Origin of the sequence: Janthinobacterium sp. SUN120 (assembly GCF_030397735.1) — a bacterium.
Lineage (GTDB): Bacteria > Pseudomonadota > Gammaproteobacteria > Burkholderiales > Burkholderiaceae_D > Janthinobacterium > Janthinobacterium kumbetense.
In genome coordinates this window covers 182,368-199,777 of the sequence record NZ_JAPUBW010000007.1, presented here as the reverse complement: position 1 = coordinate 199,777, position 17,410 = coordinate 182,368, and the positions used below count along the sequence as shown (strand labels likewise).

The following is a 17,410-nucleotide window of genomic DNA, read 5'->3' as shown; positions in this document are numbered from 1 at the left end:
TCAAGCATGCCCACACTGCACTACATTTTCGACCCCCTGTGCGGCTGGTGCTACGGCGCCGCGCCGCTGGTCGAGGCGGCACGCGCCGTGCCCGGACTGACGCTGGCCTTCCACGCCGGCGGCATGATGACGGGCAGCAATCGCCGCCAGATCACGCCCGCCTGGCGCGGCTATGTGCTGCCGCACGACCGGCGCATCGAGCAATTGTCGGGCCAGCCGTTTGGCGATGCCTATGTCAACGGCTTGCTGAACGACACGACGGCCATGATGGATTCCGAACCGCCGATCACGGCCATCCTGGCGGCGGAAATGCTGGCTGGCAAGGGCCTGGACATGCTGCAGCGCGTGCAACGCGCCCATTACGTGGACGGCTTGCGCATCGCCGACTTGCCCGTGCTGGTGGCGCTGGCGCAAGAACTGGGCATGGACGGCGCCGCCTTCCAGGCCGCGTATGCGCAACAGGCGGGCGCCGCCGCGCAGCGGCATATCGAGGCCAGCCGCGCCTTGCTGGCGCAGGTGGGCGGCCAGGGCTTTCCTACCTTCGTGCTCGACGATGGCAGCGGCAAGCTGTCCGTGATCGATATCGGCGGTTTCCTGGGCCAGCCGGCGAAACTGCAGGCGCAACTGGGCGGCGTGTGCGATGCACACGGTTGTGCATTGTAAATATCTATCGGTTCGATAAAATCAATTAGCTTTTCCTTTGTTGTTGACCTCGTTACACTAGTTCTATTAGTCAACAACGAAGGAAAAGCAGCCATGAGCCAACAGCCGCCATTCAGTACCGCCTCGGGCATCCCCGTCGCCGACAACCAGAATTCCCTCAGCGCCGGCCCCCGTGGCCCCTTGCTGCTGCAAGACTTCCACCTGATCGAAAAACTCCAGCATTTCAACCGCGAGCGCATTCCCGAGCGCGTGGTGCACGCGAAAGGTTCGGGCGCCTACGGCACCTTTACCGTCACGCACGACATTTCACGCCATACCAAGGCCAAGCTGTTCAGTGAAGTGGGCAAGCAGACGGCCACCTTCGCGCGCTTTTCCACCGTCGGTGGCGAACGCGGCAGCGCCGACACGGAACGCGACCCGCGCGGTTTCGCCGTGCGCTTCTATACGGAAGAGGGCAACTGGGACCTCGTCGGCAACAACACGCCCATGTTCTTCATCAAGGACCCGATCAAGTTCCCCGATTTTGTCCACACGCAAAAGCGCGATCCGCAAAGCAATTTGAAATCGGCCGAAATGATGTTCGATTTCTGGAGCCATGCGCCGGAAAGCTTGCACCAGGTCACCATGCTGTTCTCGGACCGGGGCACGCCGGACGGCTACCGCCACATGGATGGCTTCGGCAGCCACACGTATAGCCTGATCAATGCCGACGGCCAGCGCGTGTATGTGAAATGGCACTTCAAGACGCGCCAGGGCATCAAGAACCTGCCTGCCGCGGAAGCGGGCCGCCTGGCCGGTGCCGACCCCGACTACGCCCAGCGCGACCTGTTCGGCGCCATCGAACGCGGCGATTTTCCCCAGTGGGAAGTCAAGCTGCAGGTGGCGACGCAGGAGCAACTCGATGCATGGGAGCAGCGCACGGGCTGGAACCCGTTCGATTTGACGAAAGTGTGGCCGCATGCGGACTTCCCGCTGCTGCCCGTGGGTATTTTCGAGTTGAACCGTAACCCGGACAATTACCACGCGGAAGTCGAGCAAGCGGCCTTTTCACCGGCCAACGCCGTGCCCGGCATGGGTTACTCGCCGGACAAGATGCTGCAAGGCCGATTGTTCGCCTACCATGACGCCCAGCTGTACCGGGTCGGCACGAACCACCAGCACTTGCCCGTGAATGCGGCCCGCTGCCCCTTCCACAACCAGCAGCGCGACGGCGGCATGGCGATCAACAATGGCGGCGCGGCGCGCAACTATGCGAACGTGGCGGCGGCAGGCACGCAGCCGCAAGGGCTGGGCCAAGGCGAGCCGGCGTTGGACCTGGCCGGCGGCGCGGCGCGCTACGATGGCCGCGGCGTGGAAGATGACTTTACGCAAGCCGGCAATCTGTTCCGCTTGATGTCGGTGCAGGCGAAGCAAAACCTGTTCGACAACCTGGCCGGTCCCTTGAGCCAGGTGCGGCCGGAAACCCTGCAGCGTCAGCTGGGCCACTTCGACCGGGCCGATGCCGCGTATGGCGCCGGCGTGCGGGCCGCCTTGCAGGCGCGCGGCGTGGCGCTGTAATTATGTGTTGCAGGCGGAACAAGCTTGTTCCGCCTGTTGTTGATACAGCACAAATTAGAGGGAGATACCAAATATTGCCGTATGGACATATTTGTCGCCCATGCGTAGACTTGTCGGTCTGATGATCGCGCCGCCTTCCTGGCAGCGTCCTGACTAGAAAGTCTTGTAATATGAATATGGCGAAGCTGTCGGTGCATGGGGACGACCCCACGCTCAAATCCATCCTCGAAGTCTTGCCCACGGATCCCGAACGGCAATGGCGCAAGGGCGAGGCGAAGGGCGCGGGCCGCGTGCATCTCGATTCCGGCTTCGAGGTGCTGATCGCGCAGGCATCCAAATCGCAAGTGTTGCCCTCGCGCATACGCAGCTACCTGGCCGAATGCCGCTCGCGCGGCGTCAGCTTCACCATGCCGCGTATCGTTGCTGAACTGCAACTGGAGCTGAATGGCGACGACACGGTCGACTCTCCGCTGGATCTGACCCTGGCCGACATGCAGCACCTGACGGAAATGGGTATCAGCCTGAGCCTGGTGACGCGTTGCGCCGAGGCTTGAGCAGCGCCTGAGAATAAAAAAATGGCCACCTTTCCAGGGTGGCCATTTTTTGTCATGGTTCGGCGATGTCGACGGTGACCATATTGTCATCGGGTTTGCGGTCGATCAGCTTGTTGTCGGGATCGATGCCCGCCTTGCCGGGACGGCTGCCCACGATGACGGTATAGCTCGCTTCGCGCGCCGTCATGCGCAGGCGTTCGCGCAGCAGCGGATGGCCGTTCGCGTCGTCGACGCCGATCTCGATCCAGTCGTGCAGGGGCGCGTCGTGTTCCTCTCCCTGTTCGCCGGCCGTCAACTTGCTCGCCTGCACTTTCACGGTGACGGCGTACTTGCCGTCGCTGCGTTTCGTGGCCGTGGCCGACAGGGCGCGGTTGTCGAACAACACGATTTTCTCGAACAGATCGTCGATCAGGTAAGCCTGCTCGGGCGGCGTGACCTGGCGCAAGCCCTGGATCAGGGCCGTCACGCTGGCATACGGCGGGCCTTTCTGGCCATGCGTCTTCAGCAACTCGCGCAGCACGCCGTTGACCTTGTCTTCGCCGATGATGTCTTGCAGCAGATACATGGCCAGGCTGCCCTTGTTGTAGTGGATGTAGGGCTGGTTTTCATTCTCGGCCAGCGGCAATTCCTTCTTGCGTTCCTCGCTGCGTCCCATCAGGTATTGATTCAGGTCATAGCGCAGGAAGCGGCGCATCTTGGCCGGCCCCGCGGTTTTCTTCATCACCATCAGGGCCGAATATTCGGCCAGGGTTTCGCTGAGCACGGTAGCGCCCCGTGTATTGCCGCCCACCAATTGATGCGCCCACCACTGGTGCGCCACTTCATGCGCCGTCACGTAGAACGGATAATCGATATCCTTGGGATTCTTGTCATCGACCCTGGCGATGAAGCCCAGCCCTTCCGAGTACGGTATCGTGTTCGGGAACGATTGCGCAAACGTGGCGTAGCGGGGGAATTCGACGATGCGCAGGATCTTGTGCTGATAGGGGCCGAAGTTTTTCGTGTAGTACTCGAGCGCTTCCTTGCTGCCGCGCACGAAGCGATCGAGGTTGTATTCATGGCCCGGGTGGTAATACACGTCGATGGCCACGTCTTGCCAGCGCTCGTGCTTGACGGCGTAGCGGGCCGACTGGAACGCGTAGAAATTCAGGATCGGCTGTTCCATCGTGTAATGGAAGTAATGGCGGCCCTTGGCGATCCAGTCGTTGTCCAGCATGCCCGGCGCGATGGCCGTCTGGCCGTCGACGGTACTGACGGTGGCGTCGAAGTTGATGCGGTCGGCGTCGTTGCTGATGTAATTGTCGGCCAGCCCCCGTGCATCGTCGCGCGGCAAGGCCCGTTCGCGCGCCGGCAAGCCGTGTTTCTTGCGGTCGCGCGGGTCCGTCAATTCCTGCTGCGGCTGGTAGCCGATGTGGGGCAGCACGGCATTCGTGAAGAAGGTGCCGTTGGCCACCACGGGCGTGTCCTGGCCCAGGCCGAGGATGCCGCGCGGCGCAAAGCGGACGTCGAAATCGAGGCCCAGGGTGGCGCCCGGCGCCAGCGGCGCGGCCAGGCGGTAGCTGTAAAAGCCCAGCTTGCCGTCATCGAGACCGGGATGCACGCGTGCGTCAAAACGCAGGCGCATGGTGGAGCTCGGGTCTTGCTGCACAAAAATATGGCTGATCGGCAGGCTGGTCTTGTTTTGCAGCACATAGCGGCCCGTGACGGCCAGGGTGCGCTGCGCCGGGTAGATGGCCACGTCGAGTTTCACGTCGGTGATTCTCGGCTGTGGCGTGGCGGCAAACTTGCGGTACTGGCGCTCGACTGTGGCGCGGTCCGCATCGCGGGCGAATTCGGACTTGTAATCGTTGGCCACGTGGTAGACGTAGAACAGCACCGCGCCGGCGCCGACGAAGATCAGGGCGCCGCCGGCAAAGCTGGCCAGCACACCCTGCGTCAGGCCGTGGCGCGCCAGGCGCAGGCGGATGCGCCAGCTGTCCTGCGCGCCGCGGGGCCAGAACAGCAGCGACAGCACCGTCAGCATGACGGCCGCGCCGCTCCAGTACAGCAAGTACCAGCGTTCGCGCAACAGATAGTGGCCGGCGCCGTTCATGGCCGAATACACGAAGTCCGGCGTGTTGCCGTACAGTAGCAGCGGATCGCCCAGGCCCAGCGAGGAAAAGCTGATGCTGGCGATGTGGTACAGGATCATGGCGAAATACGCCAAATACTTGTGATTGATCAACACCTGCAAAAAGATGGCCAGCACGGCGATCAGCGCGTAGGACGGCAGGTGCGACAGGAACAGCGATTCCAGGTACAGGCCGGGGTCGAGGCGGTAATAACCCTTGAAGACCTGGATCGACATGCCGCACAGCATGATTACCAGGCTCAGCAAGGCCTGCAGGCCGATCAGCGCAAACAGCTTCGACAGCAGAGGCAGCCAGTTCGGCACGGGCAGGGCGTCGAGCATCAAGTGCGTGCCCGCTTCGCGTTCGCGCCACACCAGTTCGCCCGCATAGAAGGTGGTAATGATCAGCATGAACAGGGCGAACGAGGCGCTGACCATGTCCAGCACCCTTTCCGTCACGGGATAGGTATTCGTGCCATAGATGGAGCCCATGTCGAGCGCGCCGCCATACATGGTCAGCACGCCGGCCAGCACGATGACGACAAAATAGATGTTCTTGATGGTTTCGCGCAAGTTCAGCCAGCTCATCTTGAGGAGCAGGGCGGCCAGGTTGCGCTGCGCGAAGTCCGGTGTTTCCTGCGTGGACAGCGAAGCGTTCGACAGGCGCAGCGGCACGTCGCCCTCGCTGCGGCGCTTGCCGGCGCCCGCATCCGTCGTGGCGTGGAACTGGAAGCGCCAGTAGCCGAGCAGCAATGCCACCAGGGCGAAGCCGGACCAGATGGCGCGGTTCAGCAAATACACGCCTTCCAGGGTCACCAGGCGCGTGTTGCGCTCCGCGTTCGGCCAGTATTCCGTCAGGCGTATCAGCGCCGTGGTGCCGAAGGGGTCGATCAGGGCGGCCAGGGTCTTGTAGTCGAGGTCGCGCGCGAGGGACGGGGCCACCAGGTAGCCGATCAGCATGACCACCGAGCTGATGTAGACGGGCAGCATGCGCCGCGTCAGGGCCGCGATGACGAAGAAGATGGCGCCAAAGATGAACAGGTTCGGCAGCAGGGTAAACACATACGGCATCAGGTAGGCCAGCGCCCGTTGCGGCCCCAGCCGTTCCGGGTCGATGCCGGGCAGCCAGGCGCCCAGCCAGGCACCGATGACGATGCTGGAAAACACGACAGCCAGCACCAGCCAGGCGCCGAGGAAGCGGCCGAACACGTACTGGTATTTCCGGATCGGCGCGCTGAAGAAGAAATGCTGCATGCCGTATTCGAAATCCTGCTGCACCGAACGGCCCATCATGGCGGCCACCACGACGGCGCCGAAACAGCCCAGCAGGCTGCAGGTAAACGCCAGCGAGCGGGGCGCGTTGATCAGGAACTTGCCGCCGAAACTGATGCTCGCTTCCTTGAAGACGCCGCCGGCGGCGGCCATCCACAGCATGGCCAGCGCCAGGAACATGGCGAAATACACCCAGGTGGACAGCAGCTTGAGCCGCTGTCGCGCTTCAAAGCGGGCGATGGCAAACATGGCGCGCCCCTCAGTCGCACTGCGGGGCGACGCGGTGGCGCCCGGCAATGGTGGCGAAGTACAGGTCTTCCAGGTCGCCGATGGCTTCCTCGAAGCCGTCGCCCGGGTCGTCGTCGCTGTAGACGTGGATCAAGGTACGGCCCGACAGCAAGCGCGTGGAAATGACGGCGTGGCGCTGCTGGAAGCTGGCCAGCTCTTTCTTCTCGACGAAGCGCGCCCAGATCTTGCAGCTGACTTCGTCGATCAGTTCCTGGGTCTTGCCGCAAAGCAGCAAATGGCCCTTGTTGATGATGGCCATGTTGGCGCACAGGTCGGCCACGTCGGACACGATGTGGGTCGACAGGATCACCGTCTTGTCTTCGCCGATGTCGGACAGCAAGTTATGGAAGCGGACTCTTTCCTGCGGGTCGAGGCCGGCCGTCGGCTCGTCGACGATGATCAGTTTCGGGTCGCCCAGCAGGGCTTGCGCGATGCCGAAGCGCTGGCGCATGCCGCCGGAAAAGCTGCCCAGGCGCTGGTGGCGCACGTCGAACAGGTTGGTTTGCTGCAACAGGCCATCGACGACCTCGCGCCGGCGCGCCCGCTGCGACAGGCCTTTCAAGGTGGCGAAGTGGTCGAGCAGCTCGTAGGCCGTCACTTTCGGGTACAGGCCGAAGTCTTGCGGCAGATAGCCGAGCATGCGGCGGATCTCGTCCTTGTCGTCGAGCACGTCGTAGTCGCCGAAGAAAATGGAGCCGGAATCGCATTCCTGCAAGGTGGCCAGGGTGCGCATCAGGGTCGACTTGCCGGCGCCATTCGGGCCCAGCAAGCCAAACATCCCGGGCGGTATCGTCAGCGACACGTTATCCAGCGCCACCACGCCATTCGCGTAGGTCTTCGACAATTTGCGAATCTGCAATTCCATACAACTCCTAACTCATGCGTTGCAGCCCGATGGTGCAGGGCTTCTGTATGCTGGCATTGTATTGAATTTAAGACGTACTGGGCAGTTGCATGCGATACACGGCATTTTCGCGTGACCAGAGTGCAATTGGGCGGGGTGGACGGCGCGCCCGTATGGGGCTTCCGTGGGGGCCTGTTTCGCCCCGCTGGCGCGCCGCGTGACTATCAATTACGGAATAGCACCGATTCACGGTTAAACCACCAGCGGCACAGCATCAGCAGGGCGCCTGCGATTACCGTGGTCGAGGCGAGGATCACGCCGAACATGCGGTAATCCATGGTGCCCTTGACCAATTCCTTCATGGCCAGCGACACGTTGGTCAGCGGCACCATGGCCCACATCCAGTTCAGTTCGACGCCGGGCAGCATGGCCGCTACCGTGGGCAGGATGACGAACAGCATCAATGGCGTGATCATGCCGGCCGCTTCCTTGTAGCTTTTCGCGTAGATCGAGATCGACAGCAGCAGCGAGGCAAAGATGGCGGCCGTGGGCACCAGCATCAGGGTCACCATGGCCAGGTCGGGCAAGCCGATGCTGCGCACCATCACGGCCATGTTGCCTTCCAGCGAACTGCCGAAGATGGCCAGCAGGGCGCCCATGCTGCCCACCATCAGCACGGCCGAGGTCATGCCCACCGTAAACAGCACGAAGAACTTGGCCAGCACGATGGCGCTGCGCGGCACGGGTGCCAGCAGCAGGGTTTCCAGCGTGCCCCGCTCCTTTTCGCCGGCGCCCAGGTCGATGGCCGGATACATGGCCGCCGTCAGGCACACCATCAGCAGCAGATAGGGCAGCATGCCGCCGACGATGGCGCCCATCTGCTCGCGCTCGTTGGCCGTCGACTGTTTGTCGAGCACGATGGGGTGCAGGGCAAAAGCCAGCTGGGCCGGGCTCAGGTTCAGGGCCGACAGCGCGCTTTCGCGCAGGCTGGCGTTGTACGCCTCGACGATCTCGCGCACCCGCTGCTGGGTCACGTCGACCGTGCTGGCGCTGTTGTAGTGCAGCACTACCTTCGTTTGCTGCTGTTGCTGCAGCGATGCTTCAAAATGCGGCGGAATGACGACGGCGAACTTGATGGTGTCGTCGCCGATGGCGCGGCGGATGTCGCCCTCGCTGGCCAGCGGCACTTCGCGCAGGTTGTGCTGTTGGGCAAAACGCCCGCTCAAGCCCGGCGAATGGTCCTTGCCGAACAGGGCGTAGCGCATTTCCGCCGTCTTCGCGTTCTTGAACATATTGCTTGAGACATAAGCGAAGCCGCCAAAGATCAGCGGCATGGCAAAGATGGGGATGAGGATGGTGAAGATCAGCGTCTTGCGGTCGCGCGTGAGTTCCAGCAACTCTTTCACATAAATGGTCCACATGGCTCAGGCTCCCTGGTTGATGACGCTGACAAAGGCGTCGTACAGATCGGCACTGCCGCCCAGGTGGCGCAGTTCGCTGACCGTGCCATTGAAGGCGGTGGTGCCGCGGTTGATGATGCAGACGCGGTCGCACAGCTTTTCCACCTCGTGCAGGTGGTGCGTGGAAAAGATCAGCGGCACGCGCAGCGCCTTGTAGCTGGCGATGAAGTCGAGCAAGATCTTGGCCGACATCACGTCCAGGCCCGTCGTCGGTTCGTCGAGGATCACCACCTGCGGTTCGTGCACGACGGTGCGGGCGATCGCGCACTTCTGTTTCATGCCCGTCGACAATTGATCGGCCCGCTTACCGCCGTATTCCTCCATTTGCAGCAGTGAAAACAGTTCGTCGCAGCGGCGTTTCAGCTTGTCGGCCGGCATGCCATGCAGGCGGCCGAAATACTCCACGTTCTCGCGCGCCGTCAGGCGGCCATACAAGCCTGTCGAGCCGGACAGGAAGCCGATGCTCTGGCGCGCCACCAGCGGCTGGCGCAGCACGTCGACGCCGTTGACGAGGGCGCTGCCCGCGTCCGCCTGCAAGGCCGTCGACAGCAGGCGCAGGGTGGTGGTCTTGCCGGCGCCATTCGGGCCCAGCAGGCCCAGCACTTCGCCGGGGGCGCAGCTGAAACTGACATCGCGCACGGCGTGAAACCAGCCCTCGTGTTCGCGCGGATCGCTGACGTGCACGGCCTTGCCCTTGTGGGGCGGCATGCGGAAACGTTTTGCCAGGTGCTTGACCTCAATCATGTGCTTCATCCATTTAACGGTGAAGAATGAGAGTAGCATGCAAAAAATGTAACTTGCAAGGTGGAAATATCGTTTGGTCTATTGAAAAAAACAGCATCTTCATGCAAGCTGGCCCGGTGGGCGCCGGCGGACGGCGCGGGAGAGCGCAATGCAAACGATCGATCAGGCGATGCAGGACAAGGTACTGGCCGTGGCGCGCGCCGGCATGACCAGTGCCGAAGCCATCGGTTTCTTCCGCGTCAGCCTGGGGCTGTACTACCTGGCGGGCCTGATGACGGAGGAAACCCTCGATTTCAAGCAGATCGACGCGAAATACAACCGTTTTATCTACCACTCGATCGGTGGCGGGCACAGCATCGCCAGCGTGCTGCAATTCATGAGCGGCGAGAAAGTCTTGCGCGTGCTGCAAGCGGAGCGTTTTCGCGCCGCGTTTGCCGAACATTGCCCGGACATCCCCGTCGACAGCATTTCTTTCCTGATCTCACTGAATCTGGGCGTGGCGAAAAGCCTGTCCGGCCTGGACGCCGTCGGCCCCGTGGTGGACTGGATCGAGCGGGAAAAAGCGCGCACAAGTCAATAAAGCCCCGTTCACCCTGCGCGCGGCGTGGGTACGGCAGGCCCTGATCGTCCTATAATCCATGTTTTCCCTTACATGAATAGCCACGATGACCGCGAACCGCCACTTTGACCCCCTGGATCGTTTGATTGTTGGCGCCGACAAGGCCCTGCGCGTCATGGCGGGCGTGGCTTCGGCCTCGCGCCCCACGCCGGCCGCGCATGCGCCCGATGCGGAACTGAGCCCGGCCGAACAGCGCCACAGCGCCGGCTTGATGCGCGTCAATCATGTGGGCGAAGTGTGCGCGCAAGCCTTGTACAACTCGCAGGCGCGCTATGCGCACAGCCCGGCCATCCGCGCCCAGTTCGACGAAGCGGGACGCGAAGAGGAAGACCATCTGGCCTGGACGGCGCAGCGCCTGACGGAGCTGGGCTCGCGTCTGAGCCTGCTCAATCCCCTGTGGTATGCGGGTTCGTTTGCGCTGGGCACCATCGCCGCGCGCATGGGCGACGGCCGCAGCCTGGGTTTCGTGGTGGAAACGGAACGCCAGGTGGAAGCGCACCTGGCCAGCCACTTGCAGGAATTGCCGCCGCAGGACGCCAAGTCGCGCGCCATTGTGAAACAGATGGCCATCGATGAAGTGGAACACGGCGCCGCCGCCCAGCGACTGGGCGCCATCGACACCCCGGCGCCCGTGAAGGCGTTGATGGGCATCATGGGCAAAGTGATGACAAAAACCGCGTATTACATTTAAAACAAAGGCGCTCTGAAGAGCGCCTTTTTTATGCATGCCTGAGCCGTGAAACGCCTGACAAAACCGTAGCGAGCGGAAGGGAGAGGTGGTCGAGAAGCGCAACCGTGCTGGAGCACGGTGAGCATCGCAGGCCGCCTATACCGACGCGCAGTAGGTTTGGTCAGGCGCTTTCTTCGATGATCTCGAAGGAATGCGTGATCTCCGCCGTCTTGGCCAGCATGATCGACGCCGAGCAATATTTATCATGCGACAAGGCCACGGCCCGTTCGACGGCGGTGGGTTTCAGGGCCTTGCCGCGCACGGTGAAGTGGAAGTGGATCTTGGTAAATACTTTCGGATCGGTGTCGGCGCGGTCGGCCTTCAGGGTGACTTCGCAGCCACTGACGGCTTCGCGCCCTCGTTTCAGGATCAGCACCACGTCATAGGCGGTGCAGCCGCCGGTGCCCAGCAAGACCATTTCCATGGGGCGCGGCGCCAGGTTGTGGCCGCCGCCGTCGGGCGCGCCATCCATGGTCACCAGGTGGCCGGAACCCGTTTCTGCCCGAAAACTCATGCCCGACGGGCCATTCCAGCTGACTTTGCATTCCATCGTACTCTCCGAAAATTGTAAGCGTTTTGTATTGTAATAGAGGAATGCCCATCCATGTGCCGCCCGCCGGGCCGCAGCCGGCCTCGATTGCAGCTTGACGCGGCAAGGCAAAGCCGCTTATACTTGTCGGCTTTCCGTTCGCTCAGGAAAAGTAAATAAGGCAGAGTCCGCATAGCAGCATCGGCGGAACCACCATTTGAGCGTGTAATCTATTAGGAAGTCAACATGAAAACATTTTCCGCTAAAGGACATGAAGTCCAGCGCGATTGGTTCGTGGTTGACGCGACGGACAAAGTCCTCGGACGTGTTGCCAGCGAAGTGGCACTCCGACTGCGCGGCAAACACAAACCAGAATTTACTCCTCACGTCGATACCGGCGACTTCATCGTCGTCATCAACGCAGGCAAACTGCGTGTGACCGGTACCAAAGCTACTGAGAAAATTTACTACCGTCACTCTGGCTATCCAGGCGGCATCTACGAAACCAACTTCCAGAAAATGCAACAGCGTTTTCCAGGTCGCGCGCTTGAGAAAGCGGTCAAAGGCATGCTGCCTAAAGGCCCACTCGGCTACGCAATGATCAAGAAGCTGAAAGTGTACGCGGAAGGTTCCCATCCGCACGCTGCTCAGCAACCTAAAGCACTTGTTCTCTAAGGAACTGACATGATCGGTAATTACAATTATGGAACCGGCCGTCGCAAAAGTGCAGTGGCTCGGGTTTTTATCAAAGTTGGCACAGGCTTGATCGTTGTTAACGGCAAACCAGCAAACGAATACTTTTCGCGCGAAACGGGTCTGATGGTCATCCGTCAACCACTGGAACTGACCGGCAATGTTGAGCGTTTCGACATCAAAGTCAACGTCCATGGCGGCGGTGAGTCGGGCCAGGCTGGTGCAGTTCGTCACGGCATCACCCGCGCTCTGATCGACTACGATGCAGCGTTGAAACCGGAACTGGCGAAAGCCGGCTTCGTTACCCGCGATGCACGTGAAGTCGAGCGTAAAAAAGTTGGTCTGCGCAAAGCACGTCGCGCAAAGCAATTCTCGAAGCGTTAATTTCTACGCTACAGCACCTTCCGGGGTGCTGGTCGAAAAGCCGCTGGACTTCGGTCTCGCGGCTTTTTTGCATTTCAGCGTGACTCGGCGTTGCGCTGTAAAATACGCGGAAATCCCGTGGGGACTGTCTCCCCTCCATCTCTATGCAATATATACACAAGGAAAGAACATGATCAAAGTTGGCATCGTCGGCGGCACTGGATACACGGGCGTGGAATTGCTGCGTTTGCTCGCTACCCATCCAGATGTCGAGTTGACGGCGATTACTTCGCGCAAGGAAGATGGCTTGCCCGTTGCTGACATGTATCCTTCCCTGCGTGGCCACGTGAAACTGGCGTTTTCCTCGCCCGATAAAGCCAACCTGGAGCAGTGCGACGTGGTCTTCTTTGCCACCCCGCACGGTGTTGCGATGGCGCAAGCTCCAGCGCTGCTGGCCGCCGGCGTGAAGGTCATCGACCTGGCTGCCGACTTCCGCCTGAAAGACCAGGCCAAGTTCGAGCAGTGGTACAAGATTCCCCACACGGCGCCGGAGCTGATCGAACAGGCCGTGTACGGCTTGCCGGAACTGAACCGCGAAGACATCAAGCAAGCGAAGCTGATCGCCAACCCCGGTTGCTACCCGACCACCATGCAGCTGGGCTTTTACCCGCTGCTCAAGGCAGGCCTGGTCAATGCGGGCGGCTTGATCGCCGACTGCAAGTCGGGCGTGTCCGGCGCCGGCCGCAAGGCGGAAATCGGCATCCTGTTCTCGGAGGCAAGCGACAGCTTCAAGGCCTACGGCGTGGCCGGCCACCGCCACCTGCCGGAAACGACGGCGCAATTGCAGCGTTTCACGGACGAGAAAGTGGCGCTGACCTTCACGCCGCACCTGGTGCCGATGATCCGCGGCATGCATTCGACCCTGTACGCGCAGCTGAACAAGGATGTCAGCAATGAAGAATTGCAATCCTTGTTCGAAGAGCAATACAAGGATGAGCCTTTCGTCGACGTGATGCCGTTCGGCTCGCACCCGGAAACCCGCTCCACGCGCGGCTCGAACATGCTGCGCCTGGCCTTGCACCGTCCCGAAGGCGGCAATACCGTCGTCGTGCTGGTGGTGCAGGACAACCTGGTCAAGGGTGCAGCGGGCCAGGCCGTGCAATGCATGAACTTGATGTTTGGCCTGAAAGAAACGGCCGGTTTGCAACATATCGCCGTGATGCCTTAAATATAGGCACAGGCGTTTGCGCAGGTCTGGCGCCTTTTTGCCGGACCTGTGATAAATTGGACTGCCACGTACCCCGACAGGATGACGTTCATGTTCGAGCGCAACGCGAAAAACCCCATCGATACCCTGATCGGCGCTTCCACGCGGATCGAGGGCGACTTGCTGTTTTGCGGCGGTCTGCGCATCGACGGCCATGTGCGCGGCAACGTCACGGGCGAGCCGGGCGACCCCACCTATGTGGTGCTGGGCGAGGCGGGCCGCATTGATGGCGAGGTGCGCTGCTCGAGCCTGGTCGTCAGCGGCGAGATCAACGGCCCCGTGTATGTGTCCGAAATGCTTGAAATCCAGCCAAAAGCCCGCATTGTAGGAGAGGTCTATTACAAGGTGCTGGAAATGCACAGCGGCGCGCAAGTCCAGGGCAAGCTCAGCCGCCACGACAGCGCCGACCCCGTGCTGCACCTGGCCGTGTCGGAAATGTGAGCAGGAACAACACCCGCCAGCCGCGCCAGCGGCGGCCGCAGCGTGACTTGCGCCAACAGTCTATAATGAGGCTATGTTTTCTGAGGAGTCTGAAATGAATGCAGTCGCTGAAATGCAAGATGTGATCCCTTCGCCTATCATCTTTACCGATAGCGCCGCCGAAAAAGTCGCGCAACTGATCGAGGAAGAAGGCAATCCCGACCTGAAATTGCGCGTGTTCGTGCAGGGTGGCGGCTGTTCCGGCTTCCAGTACGGCTTCACCTTCGACGAAATCGTCAACGAAGATGACACCACCATGGTCAAGAACGGCGTCCAGCTGTTGATCGATTCCATGAGCTACCAGTACCTGGTCGGCGCGGAAATCGACTACAAGGATGACCTGGAAGGCGCGCAGTTCGTGATCAAGAATCCGACAGCGACGTCCACCTGCGGTTGCGGTTCGTCTTTCTCGGTATAAGCACACCCGAGAAAACGCCCATGGCGGCGTTGCATTGCCTCGCCGTACTATTTGTACTGTCTTCGGCAATGCGCCTTGCCCTGAACGTTTTTCAGGCGCGCCGGTTTACAGGCGCAGCGTAAAAATAGCGGATCATCGATCCGCTATTTGTGTTTCTGAAACACTTGTTCTTGATCAATGCGGTATCAACGCGGGTATAGCGCGCCCAGTACCCGCAAGCCCTGCGCACCCGTTACCGCCGGCAAGTTGCCAGGCTTGCGCTGCGTAAAGCGCCAGGCCAGCCACGCAAAGGCCAGCGCCTCGACCTGGCTGGGCGCCACGCCCAATGCTTGCGTGGACTCCACCGCCATGCCCGGCAATTCGGCGGCCAGCGCCGCCATCAGGCTGGCGTTCTGCGCCCCCCCGCCGCACACATACACGGTTTCCGCCTGCGCCCCGTCGCGCAGGATGGCGCGCGCCAGGCTGGCGGCCGTCAGCTGGGTCAGCGTCGCCTGCACGTCGGTGGGCAGGGCGGTGGGGTAATTGGCCAGCTTGGCGCTCAGCCAGTCGGCATGGAACAGGTCGCGGCCCGTGCTTTTCGGCGCCGGCAAGTCAAAATAGGGCTCGTCGAGCAAATCCGCCAGCAGGGCGGGGATGAGCTGGCCCGTGGCGGCCCAGGCGCCGTTGGCGTCGTAGGGCTGGCCCAGGTGCCGCAAGACCCAGCCATCCATCAGCGCATTGCCGGGGCCCGTGTCGTAGCCCGTCACCGTGCCATCCGCATGCAGCACGCTGATATTGCTGATGCCGCCGATATTGGCCAGCACGCGCGTGTGGCCCGGCAGATTGAAGATGGCCTGGTGAAAGGCCGGCACCAGCGGCGCACCCTGGCCGCCGGCCGCCACGTCGCGGCTGCGCAAGTCCGCGATGACGTCGATGCCCGTCAATTCGGCCAGCAGGGCCGGATTGTTCAACTGGCGCGTAAAACCCAGCTCCGGGCGGTGGCGGATGGTCTGGCCATGCGCGCCGATGGCGGCGATGGCGTCCGCGACGATGCCCGCGTTGCTTAAAAGCATGGCGACGCAATTGGCGTAATGGCGCACGAGTTGATTGGCCGCCAGTGCTTCGCGTTCGATTTCATTCTGGCCGGCACTTTGCAAGGCCATCAGGTCGGCGCGCAGGCTGGCGGGGAAGGGAATGTACGCATCGCCCAGGCTGCGCGTGCCCTCGTCGGAAAAGTCGACCAGCGCGCCGTCGACGCCATCGAGGCTGGTACCCGACATTAAACCGATATACAGCATGGGGTTTTCCTTGAATACGTAAGTGGTGAGGTGCATTGTGCCGCATTTGTGCCGCACGCAAAAGCGCGCAGGAAAAACAAAAGCGCGCGGGAAAAAACAAAGGCACCGGCCATTTGCATGGGCGGTGCCTTTATTGTTGCCCGAAGGCAGTGTTGCTTAACGCGACGCCAGGGCCGTGTCGTTCGGACGCAGCAGGGTGAAGCGGTGCATCATGTCGGCCGACACCATGCGGAAGCGGCTCAGCTCGGCGGCCGTCAATGGCGCCTGGGCTTGCACATTCAGCTTGCTTGGGTCTTGCGCCACGCCGCCAACGCGGAATTCATAGTGCAAATGGGCGCCCGTGGACCAGCCGGTGGTGCCGACGTAGCCGATCACATCGCCCTGGCTCACTTTTTGACCTTTTTTCAGGCCCGAAGCGAAACGGCTCATGTGCGCATAGGCGGTCGTGTAGTTGGCCCAATGTTTCAGGACAACAACATTGCCGTAGCCGTTTTGGCTGCCGACGGAATCGACCACGCCGTCGCCCGAAGCGCGGATAGGCGTGCCCGTTGCTGCAGCGAAATCGATGCCTTTGTGCGCTTTCCAGTTGCCGGAAATCGGGTGCACGCGCATGGAGAAGCCGGACGAGATGCGGGAGAATTCGAGGGGGGATTTCAGGAAGGCTTTTTTGAGGGACTTGCCGTCGAAACTGTAGTAACCGCCGCCTTGCTTGCTGGCTGGGTCTTCGAACCAAACGGACTGGTAAGTCGTGCCGCGGTTGGTGAATTCACCGGCCAGGATGCGGCCCGCTCGGACAAATTCGCCATCTTGCCAGAATGTTTCATAGACAACATTGAACGAGTCGCCGCGTTTCAGGTCGGAGCGGAAGTCGATATTGGTGGAGAACATTTCCACGATTTGCGCGGAAATCGAGTCTGGCAGGCGGGTGCCGTCCAGGCTGGAGTCGGTGGCGGCGAACAGGGTGGAGGTAATCTTGCGCGCGTGCATTTCAACGCGGCGTTCCAGCTGGGCTGCCACTTCCGTGGCCACGAACTTGTCGCCCTTGCGGGTGATCAGGATATTCTTGACCGATTTGTCCGTGCCGTCGACGAGGGTGGCGCGCATCCAGTTGAGGTCGCCGTTTTCGGACGTTTGCGCTTGCACGCGCTTGCCCGATTTCAGCAACATCACGCCGCGCGCGATCTTGTCGGTTTTGATGAAATTGGCGGCCACCGGATCATCCACGCCGAGACGGGTCAGCAGGGTGGCGAGGGTATCGCCGGCGCGGACTTTTTCTTCGTGGGTGAAATTCTGGTCTACCTGTTCCATCGCGGAAATTTGCGAGGCGAGATCAGGCATTTCCAGGTTTTGGGCGATGGACGTCACCGGCAGATCGGATGCGTCGGGCGCCATGGGCGACACAGCGACCGCGCCGAAGGCGGCCACGGCGAGCAGCACTGCGGAGGCACCGATAATGCGTGCCTTGCGTGTCGTCGTCAGCTGTGTGTACAAGCGTGAGCCTGTGATTTTATGTATAGGGTTCATGCAATCAGTTAAAATTTG

General features: G+C 61.5%; 17 protein-coding genes. 10 read left to right on the top strand and 7 right to left on the bottom strand.

Annotation, left to right across the window (positions count from 1 at the left end):
• The first annotated feature begins 6 nt into the window (after positions 1 to 6).
• From O0879_RS27025 to O0879_RS27015, 3 genes are all read left to right on the top strand, one after another.
• Positions 7 to 663: a DsbA family protein gene (locus tag O0879_RS27025; RefSeq protein ID WP_289919707.1), complete on the top strand. Its 657-nt coding sequence runs from the start codon at positions 7 to 9 to the stop codon at positions 661 to 663.
• Positions 664 to 756: 93 nt separating this feature from the next.
• On the top strand, positions 757 to 2,220 hold the full coding sequence (locus O0879_RS27020; protein ID WP_289919706.1) for a catalase: 1,464 nt from the start codon (positions 757 to 759) through the stop codon (positions 2,218 to 2,220).
• A gap of 170 nt (positions 2,221 to 2,390) precedes the next feature.
• On the top strand, positions 2,391 to 2,774 hold the full coding sequence (locus tag O0879_RS27015) for a hypothetical protein (RefSeq protein ID WP_251350992.1): 384 nt from the start codon (positions 2,391 to 2,393) through the stop codon (positions 2,772 to 2,774).
• 52 nt (positions 2,775 to 2,826) lie between these two features.
• Here the strand turns inward: O0879_RS27015 and O0879_RS27010 are convergent, their stop codons facing one another.
• The 4 genes from O0879_RS27010 to O0879_RS26995 form a co-directional block, all read right to left on the bottom strand.
• Entirely contained in the window at positions 2,827 to 6,405 is a 3,579-nt protein-coding gene (locus O0879_RS27010) for a M1 family aminopeptidase (RefSeq protein WP_289919703.1), read from the bottom strand.
• A gap of 10 nt (positions 6,406 to 6,415) precedes the next feature.
• A complete protein-coding gene (locus tag O0879_RS27005) occupies positions 6,416 to 7,309 on the bottom strand; it encodes an ABC transporter ATP-binding protein (RefSeq protein ID WP_035824559.1) in 894 nt (297 codons plus the stop codon).
• Positions 7,310 to 7,512: 203 nt separating this feature from the next.
• Entirely contained in the window at positions 7,513 to 8,709 is a 1,197-nt protein-coding gene (locus tag O0879_RS27000) for an ABC transporter permease (protein WP_289919699.1), read from the bottom strand.
• A 3-nt stretch (positions 8,710 to 8,712) separates the two neighbouring features.
• Positions 8,713 to 9,492, bottom strand: a complete 780-nt coding sequence (locus O0879_RS26995; RefSeq protein WP_289919697.1) for an ATP-binding cassette domain-containing protein — start codon at positions 9,490 to 9,492, stop codon at positions 8,713 to 8,715.
• A gap of 148 nt (positions 9,493 to 9,640) precedes the next feature.
• Between O0879_RS26995 and O0879_RS26990 the strand changes: the two genes are divergently transcribed.
• Complete coding sequence (locus tag O0879_RS26990) at positions 9,641 to 10,072, top strand: hypothetical protein (RefSeq protein ID WP_077399521.1); 432 nt, start codon at positions 9,641 to 9,643, stop codon at positions 10,070 to 10,072.
• An 85-nt stretch (positions 10,073 to 10,157) separates the two neighbouring features.
• Positions 10,158 to 10,802, top strand: coding sequence for a 2-polyprenyl-3-methyl-6-methoxy-1,4-benzoquinone monooxygenase (gene coq7, locus O0879_RS26985; protein ID WP_035824568.1), 645 nt, complete (start codon positions 10,158 to 10,160; stop codon positions 10,800 to 10,802).
• 160 nt (positions 10,803 to 10,962) lie between these two features.
• Here coq7 and O0879_RS26980 read toward each other — a convergent pair whose 3' ends face one another.
• On the bottom strand, positions 10,963 to 11,391 hold the full coding sequence (locus tag O0879_RS26980; RefSeq protein WP_070278278.1) for an OsmC family protein: 429 nt from the start codon (positions 11,389 to 11,391) through the stop codon (positions 10,963 to 10,965).
• Between the two features lie 225 nt (positions 11,392 to 11,616).
• Here O0879_RS26980 and rplM point away from each other — a divergent pair, with 225 nt between their 5' ends.
• The 5 genes from rplM (at position 11,617) to erpA (ending at position 14,591) form a co-directional block, all read left to right on the top strand.
• Complete coding sequence (gene rplM, locus O0879_RS26975) at positions 11,617 to 12,045, top strand: 50S ribosomal protein L13 (RefSeq protein WP_010393282.1); 429 nt, start codon at positions 11,617 to 11,619, stop codon at positions 12,043 to 12,045.
• 9 nt (positions 12,046 to 12,054) lie between these two features.
• Complete coding sequence (rpsI, locus tag O0879_RS26970) at positions 12,055 to 12,447, top strand: 30S ribosomal protein S9 (RefSeq protein WP_010393285.1); 393 nt, start codon at positions 12,055 to 12,057, stop codon at positions 12,445 to 12,447.
• Between the two features lie 169 nt (positions 12,448 to 12,616).
• Positions 12,617 to 13,654: an N-acetyl-gamma-glutamyl-phosphate reductase gene (gene argC, locus O0879_RS26965; RefSeq protein ID WP_251350997.1), complete on the top strand. Its 1,038-nt coding sequence runs from the start codon at positions 12,617 to 12,619 to the stop codon at positions 13,652 to 13,654.
• Between the two features lie 90 nt (positions 13,655 to 13,744).
• Positions 13,745 to 14,134, top strand: coding sequence for a polymer-forming cytoskeletal protein (locus tag O0879_RS26960; RefSeq protein ID WP_077408960.1), 390 nt, complete (start codon positions 13,745 to 13,747; stop codon positions 14,132 to 14,134).
• Positions 14,135 to 14,228: 94 nt separating this feature from the next.
• Positions 14,229 to 14,591, top strand: coding sequence for an iron-sulfur cluster insertion protein ErpA (gene erpA, locus O0879_RS26955; protein WP_029496047.1), 363 nt, complete (start codon positions 14,229 to 14,231; stop codon positions 14,589 to 14,591).
• A 185-nt stretch (positions 14,592 to 14,776) separates the two neighbouring features.
• Here the strand turns inward: erpA and O0879_RS26950 are convergent, their stop codons facing one another.
• Together O0879_RS26950 and O0879_RS26945 are read right to left on the bottom strand one after the other, a co-directional pair.
• On the bottom strand, positions 14,777 to 15,904 hold the full coding sequence (locus O0879_RS26950) for an anhydro-N-acetylmuramic acid kinase (RefSeq protein ID WP_289919696.1): 1,128 nt from the start codon (positions 15,902 to 15,904) through the stop codon (positions 14,777 to 14,779).
• A 120-nt stretch (positions 15,905 to 16,024) separates the two neighbouring features.
• The gene (locus O0879_RS26945) at positions 16,025 to 17,392 is read right to left on the bottom strand and encodes a M23 family metallopeptidase (RefSeq protein ID WP_099403330.1); all 1,368 of its coding nucleotides are present in this window, start codon (positions 17,390 to 17,392) and stop codon (positions 16,025 to 16,027) included.
• Between the last annotated feature and the right edge of the window lie 18 nt (positions 17,393 to 17,410).